General features: G+C 73.8%; 13 protein-coding genes and 1 pseudogene. 9 read left to right on the top strand and 5 right to left on the bottom strand.

What is annotated here, in order from left to right; all coding sequences use genetic code 11:
• Positions 1–129: 129 nt before the first annotated feature.
• From ADL08_RS15345 to ADL08_RS15335, 3 genes are all read left to right on the top strand, one after another.
• Entirely contained in the window at positions 130–1,539 is a 1,410-nt protein-coding gene (locus tag ADL08_RS15345; protein WP_053643146.1) for a family 2B encapsulin nanocompartment shell protein, read from the top strand.
• A 216-nt stretch (positions 1,540–1,755) separates the two neighbouring features.
• Positions 1,756–2,973, top strand: coding sequence for a family 2 encapsulin nanocompartment cargo protein terpene cyclase (locus ADL08_RS15340; protein ID WP_053643143.1), 1,218 nt, complete (start codon positions 1,756–1,758; stop codon positions 2,971–2,973).
• Between the two features lie 16 nt (positions 2,974–2,989).
• Positions 2,990–3,868, top strand: coding sequence for a geranyl diphosphate 2-C-methyltransferase (locus ADL08_RS15335; protein WP_053643141.1), 879 nt, complete (start codon positions 2,990–2,992; stop codon positions 3,866–3,868).
• Positions 3,869–3,952: 84 nt separating this feature from the next.
• On the opposite strand, the gene meaB is transcribed toward ADL08_RS15335, so the two are convergent.
• The 3 genes from meaB to ADL08_RS15320 are packed head-to-tail and all read right to left on the bottom strand — an operon-like array spanning position 3,953 to position 8,936.
• Complete coding sequence (gene meaB / locus ADL08_RS15330) at positions 3,953–4,951, bottom strand: methylmalonyl Co-A mutase-associated GTPase MeaB (protein ID WP_053643140.1); 999 nt, start codon at positions 4,949–4,951, stop codon at positions 3,953–3,955.
• Positions 4,948–7,125 carry a methylmalonyl-CoA mutase gene (scpA, locus tag ADL08_RS15325; protein ID WP_053643138.1) on the bottom strand — a complete coding sequence of 726 codons (2,178 nt, stop codon included), beginning with the start codon at positions 7,123–7,125 and terminating at the stop codon, positions 4,948–4,950. The genes meaB and scpA overlap by 4 nt, the downstream gene beginning before the upstream one ends.
• Positions 7,122–8,936 carry a methylmalonyl-CoA mutase subunit beta gene (locus ADL08_RS15320; protein WP_053643136.1) on the bottom strand — a complete coding sequence of 605 codons (1,815 nt, stop codon included), beginning with the start codon at positions 8,934–8,936 and terminating at the stop codon, positions 7,122–7,124. The genes scpA and ADL08_RS15320 overlap by 4 nt, the downstream gene beginning before the upstream one ends.
• Positions 8,937–9,076: 140 nt before the next feature.
• Here ADL08_RS15320 and ADL08_RS15315 point away from each other — a divergent pair, with 140 nt between their 5' ends.
• The gene (locus ADL08_RS15315) at positions 9,077–9,781 is read left to right on the top strand and encodes a DUF2470 domain-containing protein (RefSeq protein WP_053643134.1); all 705 of its coding nucleotides are present in this window, start codon (positions 9,077–9,079) and stop codon (positions 9,779–9,781) included.
• Between the two features lie 131 nt (positions 9,782–9,912).
• Positions 9,913–10,820, top strand: a pseudogene (locus tag ADL08_RS15310) (MMPL family transporter); the annotation flags it as partial.
• A gap of 100 nt (positions 10,821–10,920) precedes the next feature.
• On the opposite strand, the gene ADL08_RS15305 reads toward ADL08_RS15310, so the two are convergent.
• The gene (locus ADL08_RS15305) at positions 10,921–11,850 is read right to left on the bottom strand and encodes a TIGR03564 family F420-dependent LLM class oxidoreductase (RefSeq protein WP_053643130.1); all 930 of its coding nucleotides are present in this window, start codon (positions 11,848–11,850) and stop codon (positions 10,921–10,923) included.
• Between the two features lie 125 nt (positions 11,851–11,975).
• On the opposite strand from ADL08_RS15305, the gene ADL08_RS15300 reads away from it, so the two are divergent.
• Genes ADL08_RS15300 through ADL08_RS15290 form a run of 3 tightly spaced genes read left to right on the top strand, consistent with a single transcriptional unit; the run spans position 11,976 to position 14,300 of the window.
• Positions 11,976–12,503 (top strand): HD domain-containing protein, encoded by a 528-nt coding sequence (locus tag ADL08_RS15300; protein WP_053643128.1) that lies wholly within the window; start codon positions 11,976–11,978, stop codon positions 12,501–12,503.
• 55 nt (positions 12,504–12,558) lie between these two features.
• A complete protein-coding gene (locus tag ADL08_RS15295; protein ID WP_053643126.1) occupies positions 12,559–13,221 on the top strand; it encodes an RNA polymerase sigma factor in 663 nt (220 codons plus the stop codon).
• Positions 13,218–14,300 (top strand): CU044_5270 family protein, encoded by a 1,083-nt coding sequence (locus ADL08_RS15290; protein WP_053643124.1) that lies wholly within the window; start codon positions 13,218–13,220, stop codon positions 14,298–14,300. Before ADL08_RS15295 ends, ADL08_RS15290 begins: the two co-directional genes overlap by 4 nt.
• Before the next feature lie 208 nt (positions 14,301–14,508).
• On the opposite strand, the gene ADL08_RS15280 is transcribed toward ADL08_RS15290, so the two are convergent.
• Positions 14,509–15,459, bottom strand: coding sequence for a glycerophosphodiester phosphodiesterase (locus ADL08_RS15280; protein ID WP_053643120.1), 951 nt, complete (start codon positions 15,457–15,459; stop codon positions 14,509–14,511).
• Between the two features lie 165 nt (positions 15,460–15,624).
• On the opposite strand from ADL08_RS15280, the gene ADL08_RS15275 reads away from it, so the two are divergent.
• Positions 15,625–16,404 (top strand): helix-turn-helix domain-containing protein, encoded by a 780-nt coding sequence (locus ADL08_RS15275; protein ID WP_078968369.1) that lies wholly within the window; start codon positions 15,625–15,627, stop codon positions 16,402–16,404.
• Positions 16,405–16,446: the final 42 nt, after the last annotated feature.

Here is a 16,446-nt window from a genome sequence, read left to right as displayed (position 1 = left end):
CGGGTGCGACGGCCGTTACTGTTCCCCCGGATCCGGGCGAATCGCCGGGTCTTCGCACCCTGTTTCTCCTTTCGGCGGTGTGACGCGCCCAGGCGCCGGTCACCGCCTTCGTGGAAGAGAGCCCGCCCGATGACCGTTGACGACCGCCCGGAAGCACGGCCAGGGCCGCCCAGGCAGTCCAGTCTGAGCACCTCGGCCGCCCGCAGGCTCGCCCACACGGCCAAGTCCGCCCCGCAGATGCAGGAGATCACCTCCCGCTGGCTGCTGCGGATGCTCCCCTGGGTGGAGACCAAGGGCGGCGCCTACCGGGTGAACCGCCGGCTCAGCCACACCGTCGGCGACGGGGGCGTGGAGTTCGTCCAGGACGGCGCCCGCGTCCGGGTCGTCCCGCGCGAACTCGGCGAACTGGCCCTGCTGCGCGGCTTCGACGACGAACGGGTGCTGACCGCGCTCGCCGCCCGCTGCGTCCAGCGCGACTTCCGCGCCGGGGAGGTGCTGACCCGGCGCGGCGAGCCCGCCGAGGGGATCCACCTGATCGCCCACGGCCGGATCGGCCAGACCTCCGCCGGCAGGTACGGCGGTGAGGACCCCGTCGCCGTCCTCGCCGACGGCGACCACTTCGGCGAGAGCGCCCTCCTCGACGCCGACGCCGGCTGGGACCGCACCGCCACCGCCGAGACCTCCGGCACCCTGCTCACCCTCTCCCGCGCCGACTTCGCCGCCGTACTGGCCTCGGCGCCCGGCCTCCAGGCCCACGTACGGGAGTTCGGCTCCCGGGCGGGCCGGCCGAGGAACAAGTACGGCGAGGCCGCGATCCCGATGTCGTCCGGCCACACGGGCGAGGTCGTGCTGCCGGGCGCCTTCGTCGACTACGAGCCCGCGCCGCGCGAGTACGAACTCTCCGTCGCCCAGACCGTCCTCAAGGTCCACACCCGCGTCGCCGACCTCTACAACGGCCCGATGCACCAGACCGAGGAACAGCTCCGGCTCACCGTCGAGGCGCTGCGCGAGCGCCAGGAGCACGAGCTGATCAACCACCGGGAGTTCGGCCTGCTCCACAACGCCGACTTCAAGCAGCGGATCCAGCCGCACTCCGGCCCGCCCACCCCGGACGACCTCGACGAACTGCTCTGCCGCCGCCGGGGCACCAAGCTCTTCCTCGCCCACCCCCGGACGATCGCGGCGATCGGACGCGAGCTCAACGCCCGCGGGATCTACCCGGACCACGTCGACCTCGACGGACAGCGGGTCCAGGCCTGGCGCGGGGTCCCGATCCTGCCCTGCGACAAGATCCCCGTCAGCGCGGAGAACACCAGCTCGATCCTCGCCATGCGCCTCGGCGAGGACAACCAGGGCGTCGTCGGCCTGCGGCAGACCGGCCTGCCGGAGGAGTACGAACCGGGCCTCTCGGTCCGCTTCATGGGCCTCGACGAGAAGTCGATCGCCTCCTACCTGGTCACCACCTACTACTCCGCCGCCGTCCTGGTGCCCAACGCGCTCGGCGTCCTGGAGAACGTGCAGATCGCCCGCAGGCGCTGACGCCCGGACGCACCGGCGCCCATCGGCCCTCTCCGCACAGCCCGTTCGGCACGGACCGTTCGGCCGGCACAGCCCGTTCGGCACGGTCCATTCGGCACAGACCGTCCAGTACAGCCCGTTCGTCCAGTACAGACCGTTCAGCACGGCCCGGAGCCCCCGGGCCGGGCGAGCGCGCCCGGAACCGGGCCGCCCGCCCACCCCTCCAAGGAGCCACGGATGCCCGAACCCGGGCCTTCCCCCCTGCGGTCGGGCCTGCCCACCGCCGCCTCCCACGCACTCGCCCCGCCGACCGCCCCCGCCCTCCCCGCCACTCCCGAGGCCGCCCCGGCCGCACCGCCCCGGCCCGACCTCGAACGGATCCTGCGCGGCCCCAGCGGCCTGGGCACGGCGGGCCTCTCCCCGATCCCGCGCGCGGAGCCCCCCGTACCCCCGGTGTCCGAAGGACCGCCGGCGGACGGGCGTCCGATCCCCGGCCTCTACTTCCACCCGGTGCCGGAGCCCGACCCCGCGCGCGTGGCGGAGGTCAGCCGCCGGATCAAGGAGTGGGCGGTGGACGAGGTCGACCTGTTCCCCGACGACTGGGAAGGGCAGTTCGACGGCTTCCTGGTCGGCCGCTACATGGTCGCCTGCCACCCCGACGCCCCGACCGTCGACCACCTGATGGTCGCCACCCGGCTGATGGTCGCCGAGAACGCGGTCGACGACTGCTACTGCGAGGACCACGGAGGTTCCCCCGTCGGCCTCGGCGGCCGCCTCCTCCTCGCCCACACCGCCCTCGACCCGCTGCACACGACGGCGGCCTACCAGCCGCGGTGGGCGGAGTCGCTCCACGCGGACGCCCCCCGGCGCGCCTACCGCTCCGCCATGGAGTACTTCGTCCGGCAGGCCACCCCGTCCCAGGCCGACCGGTACCGGCACGACATGGCCCGGCTGCACCTCGGGTACCTCGCCGAGGCCGCCTGGGCCGAGACGGACCACCTGCCGGAGGTGTGGGAGTACCTCGCGATGCGGCAGTTCAACAACTTCCGCCCCTGCCCCACCATCACCGACACCGTCGGCGGCTACGAACTCCCCGCCGACCTGCACGCCCGGCCGGCCATGCAGCGGGTCCTCGCGCTCGCCGGCAACGCCAGCACCATCGTCAACGACCTGTACTCGTACACCAAGGAACTCGACAGTCCAGGCCGTCACCTGAACCTGCCCGTGGTGCTCGCCGCGCGCGAATCCCTCTCGGAGAAGGACGCCTACCTGAAGGCGGTCGAGGTCCACAACGACCTCATGCGCGACTTCGAGAGCGAGGCCGCCGCCCTGGCCGCCGCCTGTCCCGTCCCGAGCGTGCTGCGCTTCCTGCGCGGCGTGGCCGTGTGGGTCGACGGCAACCACCACTGGCACCGGACCAACACCTACCGCTACAGCCTGCCCGACTTCTGGTAAGAAACGGAAACCCCCAGTGACCAGCACCGACACGACCACCACCGACGCCGCGTTCGTCCCCGGCCCCGCGACCCCCTACCAGGGCGACATCGCGCGCTACTGGAACGCCGAGGCCCGGCCCGTGAACCTGCGCCTCGGCGACGTCGACGGGCTCTACCACCACCACTACGGCGTCGGCGACGTCGACCACGCCGCCCTCGGGGACCCGCGGGACGCCGCGTACGAGAAGAGGCTCATCGCCGAGCTGCACCGCCTGGAGTCGGCGCAGACCGACGTCCTCCTCGACCACCTCGGGGACGTCGGGCGCGAGGACACGCTCGTCGACGCCGGCTGCGGCCGGGGCGGTTCGAGCGTCATGGCCCACCAGCGCTTCGGCTGCAGGGTCGAGGGCGTCACCCTCTCCTCCGCGCAGGCCGAGTTCGGCAACCGGCGCGCGAAGGAACTGGGCATCGGGGACCACGTCCGCGCCCGCGTCTGCAACATGCTGGACACCCCCTTCGAGAAGGGCTCCGTCGCCGCCTCGTGGAACAACGAGTCGAGCATGTACGTCGACCTGGACGACCTCTTCGCCGAGCACTCCCGGTTCCTGAAGGTCGGCGGCCGGTACGTCACCGTCACCGGCTGCTGGAACCCGAAGTACGGCCAGCCGTCCAAGTGGGTCTCGCAGATCAACGCGCACTTCGAGTGCAACATCCACTCCCGCCGGGAGTACCTGCGGGCGATGGCCGACAACCGGCTCGTCCCGCAGGCCGTCGTCGACCTGACCCCGGCCACCCTGCCCTACTGGGAGCTGCGGGCCACGTCGTCGCTGGTCACCGGCATCGAGGAGGCGTTCATCGAGTCGTACAGGGACGGCTCCTTCCAGTACGTCCTGATCGCGGCCGACCGGGTCTGAGCCGGTCGCACCGGAAGAGCCCGCCGGGGGCGACGGGACCGACCTCCTACGGTCCCGTCGCCCCCGGCGTCCGCCGTTCCCGCGTCAGCCGTTCCCGGCGCGCCCGGGGCCGTCCCCGAACGCCTCCAGGACGCGCTCGGCGGCCAGCGTCGCCGTCAACTCGCCGTCCCTGACCTGACGTTCGAGCAGGGGCGCGAGCTCCTTGACCGCCGGGTTCGTGCGCAGCCGGTCGAGGAGCTCCTCGCGGACCATGGTCCAGGTCCAGTCGACCTGCTGGTCCTGCCGCTTGGCCGTGAGGCGGCCGGTCGAGTCGAGCAGGGCGCGGTGCCGCTCCAGGCGCCCCCACACCTCGTCGAGGCCCGAGGACTCCCGGGCGCTGCAACTGAGCACCGGTGGCGTCCAGAACGCGTCGGCGCCGTGCATCAGCCGCAGCGCGCCCGCCAGTTCGCGCGCCGCGGCCCGCGCGTCGCGCTCGTGCGGGCCGTCCGCCTTGTTGACGGCGACCACGTCGGCGAGCTCCAGGACGCCCTTCTTGATGCCCTGGAGCTGGTCGCCGGTGCGGGCGAGGGTGAGGAGCAGGAAGGAGTCGACCATGTTGGCGACGGCCGTCTCCGACTGGCCGACGCCGACCGTCTCCACCAGGACCACGTCGTAGCCCGCCGCCTCCATGACGACGATCGACTCCCGGGTCGCCTTCGCGACCCCGCCGAGCGTGCCGGCGGTGGGGGAGGGGCGGACGAACGCCGCCGGGTCGACGGCGAGCCGCTCCATCCGCGTCTTGTCGCCGAGGATGGAGCCGCCCGTACGGCTCGACGACGGGTCCACGGCGAGGACCGCCACCCGGTGGCCGAGCCCGGTCAGCATCGTCCCGAACGCGTCGATGAAGGTCGACTTGCCCACCCCGGGCACCCCGCTGATCCCGATCCGCACCGCCCGGCCGCCGTGCGGCAGCAGCTCGGTCAGCAGTTCCTGGGCGAGGGCCCGGTGCTGGGGCCGGGTGGACTCGACGAGGGTGATCGCCCGGGCGATCAGCGCGCGCTTCCCGTCGAGCACCCCCTTCACGTACGTGTCGAGTCCGATCACAGGTCGTGCCCGAGGCCGGCGGCGAGGCGCGTCACCAGGTCGTGGGCCGCGTCCGGGATGACGGTGCCGGGCGGGAAGACCGCCGCCGCGCCCATCTCCAGGAGCGTCGCCACGTCCTGCGGGGGAATCACCCCGCCGACCACGATCATGATGTCCTCGCGGCCCTCCGCCGCCAGCTCCTCCCGGAGCGCCGGCACGAGGGTCAGGTGACCCGCGGCCAGCGAGGAGACCCCGACGATGTGCACGTCCGCCTCGACGGCCTGGCGGGCGACCTCGGCCGGGGTCTGGAACAGCGGGCCGACGTCCACGTCGAAGCCCAGGTCGGCGAAGGCCGTGGCGATCACCTTCTGGCCGCGGTCGTGGCCGTCCTGGCCCATCTTGGCGACCAGGATGCGCGGACGCCGTCCCTCGGCCTCGCCGAAGGCGTCCACCAGGGTCCGGGTGCGCTCCACGGAGGGCGATTCCCCTGCCTCGTTGCGGTACACACCGGAGATGGTACGGATCTGGCCCGCGTGGCGCCCGTACACCTTCTCCAGGGCGTCCGAGATCTCGCCGACGGTGGCCTTCGCGCGGGCCGCGTTCACGGCCAGTTCGAGCAGGTTGCCCTCGCCGCCCGCCGCGCGGGTGAGCGCGTCGAGCGCGTCCCGGCAGGCGGTCTCGTCCCGCTCCTCGCGCAGCCGCCGCAGCTTGGCGATCTGCTGGGCGCGCACCGAGGAGTTGTCGACCTTGAGCACGTCGATCTGCTCGTCGGTCTCCACCCGGTACTTGTTGACGCCGATCACCGGCTGCCGGCCGGAGTCGATCCGGGCCTGGGTGCGGGCCGCGGCCTCCTCCACGCGCAGCTTGGGGATGCCCGCGTCGATGGCCTGCGCCATGCCGCCGGCGCCCTCGACCTCCTGGATGTGCTGCCAGGCGCGGCGCGCGAGGTCGTAGGTCAGCCGCTCGACGTACGCGCTGCCGCCCCACGGGTCGATGGTCCGGCAGGTGCCCGACTCCTGCTGGAGGAGGAGCTGGGTGTTGCGGGCGATGCGCGCCGAGAAGTCGGTCGGCAGGGCGAGCGCCTCGTCGAGCGCGTTGGTGTGCAGCGACTGGGTGTGGCCCTGGGTCGCCGCCATCGCCTCCACGCACGTGCGGGTGACGTTGTTGAACACGTCCTGCGCGGTCAGCGACCAGCCCGAGGTCTGCGAATGCGTGCGCAGCGAGAGCGACTTGGTGTTCTTCGGGTCGAACTGCCTGACCAGCTTGGCCCACAGGAGGCGGGCCGCGCGCAGCTTGGCGACCTCCATGAAGAAGTTCATGCCGATCGCCCAGAAGAACGACAGGCGCGGTGCGAACGCGTCCACGTCGAGCCCGGCCTCGCGGCCCGCGCGGATGTACTCGACGCCGTCCGCGAGCGTGTACGCCAGCTCCAGGTCGGCCGTCGCGCCCGCCTCCTGGATGTGGTAGCCCGAGATGGAGATCGAGTTGTAGCGCGGCATCCGCTGCGAGGTGTAGGCGAAGATGTCGGAGATGATCCGCATCGAAGGACCGGGCGGGTAGATGTACGTGTTGCGGACCATGAACTCCTTGAGGATGTCGTTCTGGATGGTCCCGGCCAGCTTCTCGGGCGGTACGCCCTGCTCCTCGGCGGCCACGATGTAGAGCGCGAGGACCGGAAGGACCGCGCCGTTCATCGTCATCGACACCGTCATCCTGTCCAGCGGGATGCCGTCGAACAGCTGGCGCATGTCGTAGATCGAGTCGATGGCGACGCCCGCCATGCCGACGTCGCCGGTGACGCGCGGGTGGTCGCTGTCGTAGCCGCGGTGGGTCGGCAGGTCGAAGGCGACCGACAGGCCCTTCTGGCCGGCCGCCAGGTTGCGCCGGTAGAAGGCGTTGGACTCCTCGGCGGTGGAGAAGCCCGCGTACTGGCGGATCGTCCAGGGCTGGTTGACGTACATCGTCGGGTACGGGCCGCGCAGGTACGGCGCCATGCCCGGACGGGTGTCCAGGAAGTCGAGGCCCTCCAGGTCCTGCCCGGTGTACAGCGGCTTGACGCCGATGCCCTCCGGGGTCTCCCAGAGCAGGTCGTCGCCGCCCGCCGCCTTCTTGACGGCCGCGCGCCACTCGTCGGGGCCGCCGCCCGCGGCGGCGGGGGTCCCGAGTTCGATCCCGGAGAAGTCGGGGACGGTCATCGGGACACTCCCATGCGGTCGAGGGCGGTGGTGAGCAGGGCGACGGCGTCACAGCCCGCGAAGAGGTACGTGTCGACACCGGAGTACCGCTGCGGGCGGCCGGCGAGGAACACGTGCCCGGCACCCGCCGCGCGCAGTCCGGCCGCGGTGGCCTCCGCCTGCTCCTCGTACAGCGCGTCGCTGGAGCAGAGGCAGGCCTCGCGGGCGCCGCTCTCCTCGAACGTGCCCTCGGTGACCGGCTCGATGCCGCCCGCCTGGAAGAGGTTGGCGGCGAACGTCAGCCGGGCCGAGTGCGCGGCCGCCGGGCCCAGCGCGGCCAGGTAGACCCTGGGCCGGGCGCCGGTCGCCGCGAGGTGGGCGTCGGAGCGGGCGCGCAGCGCCTCGTACGCCTCGTCGCGCCGGACGCGGGGCAGTCCGCCGGAGGGCGGCTCGGGCGCGGGCGCGCGCTCGACGGGCTTCTCCGCGAGGTGCGGGAACTCGCTGACGCCGGTGATGGGTTCGCGGCGGGTGGCGAGCTTCTTGCTCCGGGCGGCCCAGGTCTCGGCCAGGCGCTCGCCGGTGAAGCCGGAGCGCAGCGCGGCCTCCTGGCCGCCCTCCCGCTCGATCGTGCGGAAGAACTCCCAGGCCGCGTGGGCCAGTTCGTCGGTGAGCCGCTCCACGTACCAGGAGCCACCGGCCGGGTCGATGACCCGGGCGAGGTGGGACTCCTCGATGAGGACGGTGGAGGTGTTGCGGGCGATGCGGCGGGCGAACGCGTCCGGCAGGCCGAGCGCGTCGTCGAAGGACAGCACGGTGACGCTGTCCGCGCCGCCGACCCCGGCGGCGAGCGTGGCGATCGTGGTCCGCAGCATGTTCACCCACGGGTCGCGGCGCGACATCATCACCGGCGAGGTCACCGCGTGCTGGCGCTGCGCGCCCGCCTCCGGGGCGCCGGAGGCCTCGGCCACCCTGGCCCAGAGCCGGCGCGCCGCGCGGAGCTTGGCGATCGTCAGGAACTGGTCGGCGGTGGCCGCGTAGCGGAACTCGAGCTGTCCGCAGGCCTCCGCGACGCTCAGACCGGCCCCGGTGAGTCCGCGCAGGTAGGCCACGCCCGTCGCCAGCGAGCAGCCCAGCTCCTGCGCGGCCGAGCCGCCGGCCTCGTGGTACGGCAGGGCGTCCACGGTCAGGGCCCGCAGGCCCGGGTAGCCGTCGGCGCAGCGGCGCGCGAGGCCGGCGACGGACGCGAGGTCGTAGGAGGCCCGGCCGGTGCGGGCCTCGTGGCCCAGCGGGTCCGCGCCCAGGTTGCCCCGGGCCGCGTCCGGGGCGACGCCCCGCTCCTCGTACAGCCGGAGGAGGCGCTCGGCGGCCGCCGCCGTCTCGTCGCCCGCGTCGAGGACGACGGGCGCGAGGTCGAGGTAGACGCCGTCGAGGGTCCGGTCGAGGGCGTCGACCGGGATGCCCGTGCCGCCGACGCCCAGCCACAGGGAGGTGACGCCGTTCTCCAGGTCGGAGAGGACCGCGCCGTTGTCGGCGGTCAGGTGGCGCTGGCGCACGTCCCAGCCGCCGGTGGTGTTGCCCTCGGCCCGGCCGCCGCGCACGAAGGGCGCGAAGCCGGGGAGGCCGGGGTCGGGCGCGGCATCGCGCGCGGTGTACAGCGGGCGCGTGTCGAGGCCGTCCTCCAGCAGGGTGGACAGGGCGTCCTCGGCTTCGGCGCCGGAGACCTCCTTGCCCGATTTGCGCAGGACGCCCGCCACGAGGTTGTGCCACTGCTCATGTGGCGCGTCTGGAAATTCGGACGCCAGGGAGAGCCCGTCGTCAGGCAGGACCGTCATGTTCGGATGCTAGGGGAGATCTCCAAAGGATCAGGAGAGCGCACGACTGTGACCTTCTTCTCTTCGCCGCGATAAGTTAGGTTAGGCTTGCCTAAGTAACGAGCTCCGGCCTTTCCGTCCCCTGCTCCGGGAGAACCAGCATGCGCCCCTCCAGCACCCGTGTCACCCGCCCCACCCCCGCCGAACGGGTGCGCTCGATCCTCACCGCGGCCCACTCCATGACCGTCGTCACCGACGGGGGCGAGCAGGAGGTGCACCGCCTCGACGGCACGGGCCCGATGGGCCACATCCACCTGCACGACCCCTCCGAGGACTGCCCCGCCGGACGGGCCGCACGCCTCCCCGTACGCCTGGAACTCACCGACATCGCCCCCACCCCGGTCCGCGACCGCCTCCGCGCCCGCGTCACCCTCACCGGACTCCTCGACGCCCCCTACGAGTCCGAGGCGACCCGCAGCACCTGCATGGAGTTCGGCCAGGCCCTCCTGGAGGACGCCGAAGGACGCACCTTCGTCGCGCTCGACGAACTCCAGGCGACCGAGCCCGACCCGATGGCCACCTGCGAGGCGGCCATGCTCACCCATCTGGTCGACGACCACGCCGAACTCGTCCCCCTGCTGCTCCGCCTCGTCCGGCCGCGCCCCGAGCGGGACATGATCCGCGCCCTTCCCGTCGCCCTGGACCGCTACGGCATCACCCTGCGCCTCGAACACCCCACCGGCCACCAGGACGTCCGGCTGCCCTTCCCCACCCCCGTCAGCGACATCGACGAGGCGGGCCCCCGCATCCACGCCCTCCTCGCCGCCGCCCGCCGCTCCTCCCACCCCAACCGCCTGCTGACCTGAACGGCCCCGCCCCGGGTACCGCGCCCCGTCGACATGCCGAAGCGCGGTCGCGGGCGAAGAATGAACGGGTCGGCCCGTACGTCGTCGGCGCCGGAACCGCTCGGGGACTCCCCACCGGACACGGCCACGCCATGAACGCAGGAAGCCCGGCCAAGGGTCGGCCGTCACCGCGGAGAGGCGCCCTGTACCGCACGGGTCACTGGTGCGCCCGCCACTTCGTCGTCGTCATCGTCCTGTGGCTGGCGGCCGTGGCGGGCCTCCAGGTCCTCGACCGGGCCGTCGGCGGCAGTACTCCGACGACTTCGACCTCCCCGGGGTCCAGTCCGCCCAAGGCCTCGACGTCCTCGAGGCGCACGCCCCCGCGGCCGGCGGCTACGGCGCCCAGATCGTCCTGAACCGGCCCTCCGGCCCCCTCGCCGACGAGGCGTCCGCCGTCAACTCCACCGTCGCCGCCCTGGAGAGGCTGCCCGACGTCCTCAGCGCCCAGAACCCGCTGCCGCCGCCGGGCACCACCCCGCCCGCCACCCCCGCGGGGACCCCCGACACCGGACCGCTCTCCGCCGACGGCAAGACCGCCTACATCACCGTCCGCTTCGGCGTGCAGCCCTCCACCCTCGGCACCGACCACCTGAACGGCGTCGACACGGCGGTCCCGCCGCTCCGGGACGTCGGAGTCACCGTCGAGTACGGCGGCACCCTCGGCGAACCGGCCCGCCCCGAGGCCGACGACCGCACCAGCGAGGCCATCGGCTTCGCCGTCGCGATCGTGGTCCTCGTCATCGGCTTCGGCAGTCTCGTCGCCGCCGTCCTGCCCCTCGTCACGGCGCTCCTCGGGGCGGTCTGCGGCCTCGCCCTCCTCGTCCTCGCCTTCGCCCTGCTCTTCATCCAGCTCGGCCACATCGGCGACGGCGCCGATCCCGAGTCCTTCACGGACCGGCGGGCCTACGACCTCGTCTCCACGGCCTTCGGCCCCGGCGCCAACGGCCCCCCGACCCTCGTCGTGGACCAGTCGGCCGTCCCCGCCGACGACCGCTCCTCGGCAGACACGCCTGGTGGATCCCCGACCGCCCCGACCGCCTCCTGCCCCACCTGGACACCGAGGGCGAGGGCGAACCGGAACGGGCCCCGGCGGGCAAGCCCTAGGAGGAGGCGGACAGCTCCCCGAGCAGTTTCCAGGTGCGGCGCCGGTCGTCCTCGCCGTTCACGTCCGTCGCGGTGAACACCACCTCCGTCGCCCCCGCCTCGCGGTAGCGCCGCACCCCCGCGGCCACGGTCTCCTCGTCACCGATCAGGGCCAGGTCGGCGGCCCGCCCGGCCCCCGAGAGCTCGATCACCCGCTGGTAGGAGGGGATCCGCTCGTAGAGCGCGAGGGCCTCGGCCGAGGCCTCCCGCACGGCGTCCGCGTCGGACGTGACCACGCCCGGCACGAGGGCCACGACCCGGGGCGCGGGACGGCCCGCCGCCTCGGCCGCCGCGTTGACCGCGGGCACGATGTGCTCGGCGAGCGCCCGGGGACCCGCCAGGAACGGCAGGATGCCGTCGGCGAGTTCACCGCTCACCCGCAGCGCCTGCGGCCCCATGGCGGCGACCAGGACCGGCACCGGCGGCTCGGCGCCCGGCACCGACGCCGAGTACGGGGTCGTGGCCGTCAGGAGTTCCCCGTGGAAGTCGGCGCTGCCCGTTTCGAGCAGCGGACGCAGAGCGGTGAGGAACTCCCTGAGCAGCCCGATGGGCCGCTCGTACGGGATGCCGAAACCGGTCTCGGTCAGATGGCGGGTGCCCAGGGCGAGCCCGAGGTGGTAGCGGCCGCCGGTGGCGGCCTGCGCGGTCTGCGCCTGCGCCGAGACGACCAGCGGGTGCCGGCCGAAGACCGGGATGGCGGCCGTCCCCACCTGGAGGCCCGGCACCTCGCGCCCGACGATCGCGGCGAGCGAGGGCGAGTCGTACGCGAAGGACTGGCCGAACCACGCGGAGTGCAGGCCGGCGTCGCGCGCCTCCCGCGCGAGCCGCACCGTGTCGTCGATCGGAAGCTGACGGGAGGTCGAACTGAGCGTTGCTCCGAGAGTCATGCACCCGGCAACGGGCCCCTCCCCGAACGGCATTCCCGTTCCCGTGTGACAAACATGTGTCGCGGGGCAGAGGCCGGGAGCGGCCCGCCGCGGCACCGCCCGCCGCATCCCGCGATGATGGGGGCATGAAGACTCTCGCCGAGGTGGACGCACTGGCCGACCGCGCGCACGCCGGACAGGTCGACAAGGCAGGCGTCCCGTACGTCGCACACGTCCGCGCGGTCGCGGCCGGCCTGGAACCCCTCGGCACGCACCTGGCCATGGCCGGACTGCTGCACGACGTCGTCGAGGACACCGAGTGGACGGCGGAGCGGCTCCGCGCCGCCGGGATCCCCGACCGGGTCGTCGCCCTCGTCGAAGCCGTCACCAACCGGGCGGACCTCACCTACGAGGAGAAGATCCGGCGGATCACGGCCGACCCCGACGCCACCCTCGTGAAGATCGCCGACAACGCGCACAACAGCCGCACCGACCGGTCCGCCGCCCTCCCGCCCGACCAGCGGGAACGGCTCGCCGCCAAGTACCGCGCGGCCCGCGCCGTCCTCTGGCCCGCCGCCGACCCCGACCGCATCGCCACCGTCCTGCGCGTGGTCAACCCGGACCTCCTGGCCGAACTCGACGCCCCCGCCCCGGGCACCGGCACACCCTCCTGACCCGGTGTGACCCGGGTCACGGGAACCCGCTCCCGGGGCCGGACAGACCACAGACGTGAACATCGACACGCGCGCACGCATCCGGGACGGGGACCCGTCGGCCTTCGCCGAACTCTTCGACACCCACGCCCGGAGCGTCTACAACCACGCCTTCCGGCTGACCGGAGACTGGTCGGTCGCCGAGGACGTCATGGCGGCGACCTACCTGGAGGCGTGGCGGCTCCGGAACAAGGTCGACCCTGACGGCGGATCGCTCCGGCCCTGGCTCCTCGGCGTCGCCACCAACGTGGCCCGCAACCACTGCCGGGGCAACCGCCGCTACCGGGCGGCCGCCGCCGCGTACGCCGCGGCCACCCCCGAGCCCTCCGTGCCCGACCACGCCTCCGAGGTCGCCGGACGGCTCGACGACCGCCGCCGCATCGCCGCCACCCTGCGGGCGCTCGGCACGCTCCGCCGCACCGAGCGCGAAGTCCTCGTCCTCTGCCTCTGGGAGGGCCTCGCCTACACCGAGGCGGCCCGGGCCCTGCGCGTCCCCGTCGGCACCGTCCGCTCCCGGCTCTCGCGCGCCCGCGCCAAGCTCCGCGACGGCGCCGAGGCGGAACTCGCCCGGGAGGGAGAAGAACTCGACCCGCGAAAACGGGAACCCGCCGCCCGCCCCCGACAGACAACAGGTGATCGCGTGAACGCGGTCCGGCCCGCGCAGGAAGGAATCCGATGAACCCCGAACCGACCGACCCCCGTACGGCGAACCGGCACGAGACCGGAGACCTCTCGGCGATCCTCCCGGCGATCGAGGAACGAGACCTTCCTCCGGGCCGCCACCAGTTCCACAAGGAGCACCTGATGAACCGGATCCACGACGACCGCCGCGCCGCCGCGCCCCGCAACCCCTTCCTGCGGAAGGCCGTCCTCCTGCCGGCCGCGACCGCGCTCGCCGGGGCGCTCGCCGTCGGCGTCCTCGTCCTCACGCCGGGCGGAACCCCCGACACCGACGACCGGGCCACCGGACCCGCCCTCACCACCACCATCGGCGCCGCCGACACCCACGGCGCGCCCCGCCTCCTCGACCGCATCTCGCTCGCCGCCGCCGGGGCCGAGGCCCCGCGCCCCCGCGCGGGCCAGTACGTCTACATCGAGACGCGGAGCGCGTCCACGCACGTGAAGACCGTCGACGGGGTCAGCAGCCTCGTCGGCGTCCCCCTGCACACCCGGCAGTCCTGGCGGTCCCCCGACGGCCGCAGGGGCTGGCTGATCGAGCCCGGTACCACCGGCCCCGAGGGCATCACCCTGGAAGGCACCGACGAGAAGGGGGACCCGCTGGAGCCGCACATGGGCGCGCCCTCGCACGACTATCTGGCCGCCCTGCCCACCGACCCCGACAAGCTGCTGCGGAAGATCTACGAGGAGACCGAGGGACAGGGCAGGGGCAAGCACCAGCAGGCCTTCACGACCATCGGTGACCTGCTCACCGAGAGCTGGCCGTCCCCCGAACTCACGGCGGCGCTCTACCGGGCCGCCGCGAAGATCCCCGGCGTGGTCACGGTCGACGGCGCCACCGACGCCGCCGGCCGCAAGGGCGTCGCGGTCGCGCGGCTCGACGAGACCAGCGGGGACCGCACCGAATGGATCTTCGACGACAAGACCCTGACCTTCCTCGGCGAGCGCACGGTCCAGGTCATGGGCAGCACCGGCGAGAACGGCCTGATCAAGCCCGGGACCGTCGTCTTCACCCACGCGATCATGGTCCGCGCCTTCGTCGACGACATCAAGGCCACGCCCTCCGGCACCGCCTCCTAGGGGGTGGAAGGAGTGCGGACGAGCCGGTGGACCGCATCGCCGCCGGGGCCGGCTTCGGCACCGGGACGGCGATGCGCCGGCACTTCCGCGAAGTCCCCGGAGCGTCACCGCGCGTACCGCGACGCGTTCCGGGGGACGGACTGAGCGGTACGCGCGCGGCGACCCCACCGGACGGGAAGGGCCACGCCCGCGCCGCGCTCGACGGTCCCTAGTCCGCGCTCCGGCCGGCGGTCCAGCCGCTCAGCTCCGCGGGCCTGTTGGTGATGATCCCGTCCACGCCGAGGTCGTCCATGGCCTTCCAGTGGGCGGGGGCGTCGACCGTCCAGACGTTCACCGCCACGCCCGCCGCGTGCAGCGCGCCGACCACCTCGGGCCGCTGGGCCAGGGCGACGTGCGAGACGTTGTACGCGGCGAGCCCCAACTCCCCGGAGAGCGCGACCGGATCGGCGTCCACCGCGTCGCGCAGCAGCCCCAGCGGCAGCTCGGGCGCCAGCTCGCGCACGTACCGCAGGGCGGTGACGTCGAAGCTCTGGACGAAGACCCGGGTCGCCATGTCCTGGTCCCGGACCTCCCGCACGATCCGCGCCACCTCGGCGCGGCTGTGCCGGCCCTTGATCTCCAGGAGCAGGTTCCCGCCGCGCTCCCGCAGGTCCGCCAGCTGGGCGGCCAGGGTCGGCACGCGGGCACCCGCATAGGCCGGGGCGAACCAGGAACCCGCGTCCAGGGCGTCCAGTTGGGCGGAGGTCAGCGACCGGACCGGGCCCGTCCCGTCCGTCGTCCGGTCGACGGTCGAGTCGTGCAGGATGTACGGCACGCCGTCCTTGCTCGGCTGGACGTCGTTCTCGATCCACTTCGCCCCGCCACGCCGGGCGACCTCGTCGGAGACCAGCGTGTTCTCGGGCGCGGCGGAGGAGGTCCCGCGGTGGGCGAACACGGTCATCGGCGCCCCGGCGGGGCGGATCCAGCGGCTCCCCGGCGCCTTGGCGTCCCGCTCCACGGGGCGGGGCGCGGACGGCTCGGAAGTCGAGGACGGCGGGGAGGGCGGGGACGGAGCGGTGACGAACACGGTCGCGAGCGTCGCCACGGCGACGGCCCCGGCGGTGAAGCCGGTGGTCCGACGGCGGAGCGACCGGAAAACGGGCGGAAGTGCGTCTTTCATGAGGGCACACCCTAGAGGGGATGTGTCGGACAACAGCCCGTTCGCGCCACGACGCGCGGTCCGAGCTCCTTCGCCGGAACGTCCGGTCTGCGGCATGGTGGGAGGCGTGCCCGGGAGCCGTGCCGTCGGGGGGCCACGGCCGGGCGTGCGAAGTGAGGGGGACTCATGAACAGGGACAGGGACAGGGACAGGGACAGGGACAGGGACACCGACGCGGACGCGGGACGAGGCGTGGAAGGTGCCGGGGCGGTCGCGACACGGGGCGGGCCGGGGGAGACCCCGCGCGGCCGGGGCGTGCTCGAAGGGGCCTTCGCCCTGCTCGACGCCCTCCGCCGGAACGGCGACGAGGCGGGGGTGACCGAGCTGGCCCTCGCCTGCGGGGTGCCCAAGGGCAGCGTCCACCGGCTGCTCGACCAGCTGGTCGGCGTCGGCGCCGTCGAAAGGACCGGAAATCGCTACCGGGTCGGCCCCCAGCTCTACCGCCTCGGCCAGGCCTGGGAGCCGCACCCCGGCCTCCGCCCCGCCGCCCGGCTGCCGCTCCAGCGGCTTCGGGCCGCCACCGGCGCGAGCGTGGTCCTCGTCGTCCTGCGCGAGGAGACGGCGCTCACGGTCGGCTCGGTGCCGGGGGACCTGGAACCCCTCCTGCCCGTACGGAACGGCCTCGCGTTCCGGCTCGACACCGCCGCCGGAAAGGCCCTGCGCGGACCCCGCGGGGGCGGTGCCGTCCTCGACCGGGAGGACGTGATGGAAGGGGTGTGCTGCGCCTCGCTGCCGGTCCGCGCCCCGGACGGGCGCACGGTCGCCGCCCTCGCCGCCCTGGTCCCGGCGGGCCGCCGCCTCGACGGGCTCGCCCACGCCGTCGCCGGGGCCGGCGCCGCGATCACCCGCGCGCTCGTCGGCGGCGGCCGGCGAAGACCGCTCCCGCCGGCCGTCCTCGTTCCCTGAGGAGGCCCCCGTTCCCCGAAGAGGTCCCAGGCCCCTGGTGAA

It is taken from the genome of Streptomyces sp. NRRL F-6492 (assembly GCF_001280125.1).
Classification (GTDB): domain Bacteria; phylum Actinomycetota; class Actinomycetes; order Streptomycetales; family Streptomycetaceae; genus Streptomyces.
This window is presented reverse-complemented; position numbering and strand designations above follow the sequence as displayed.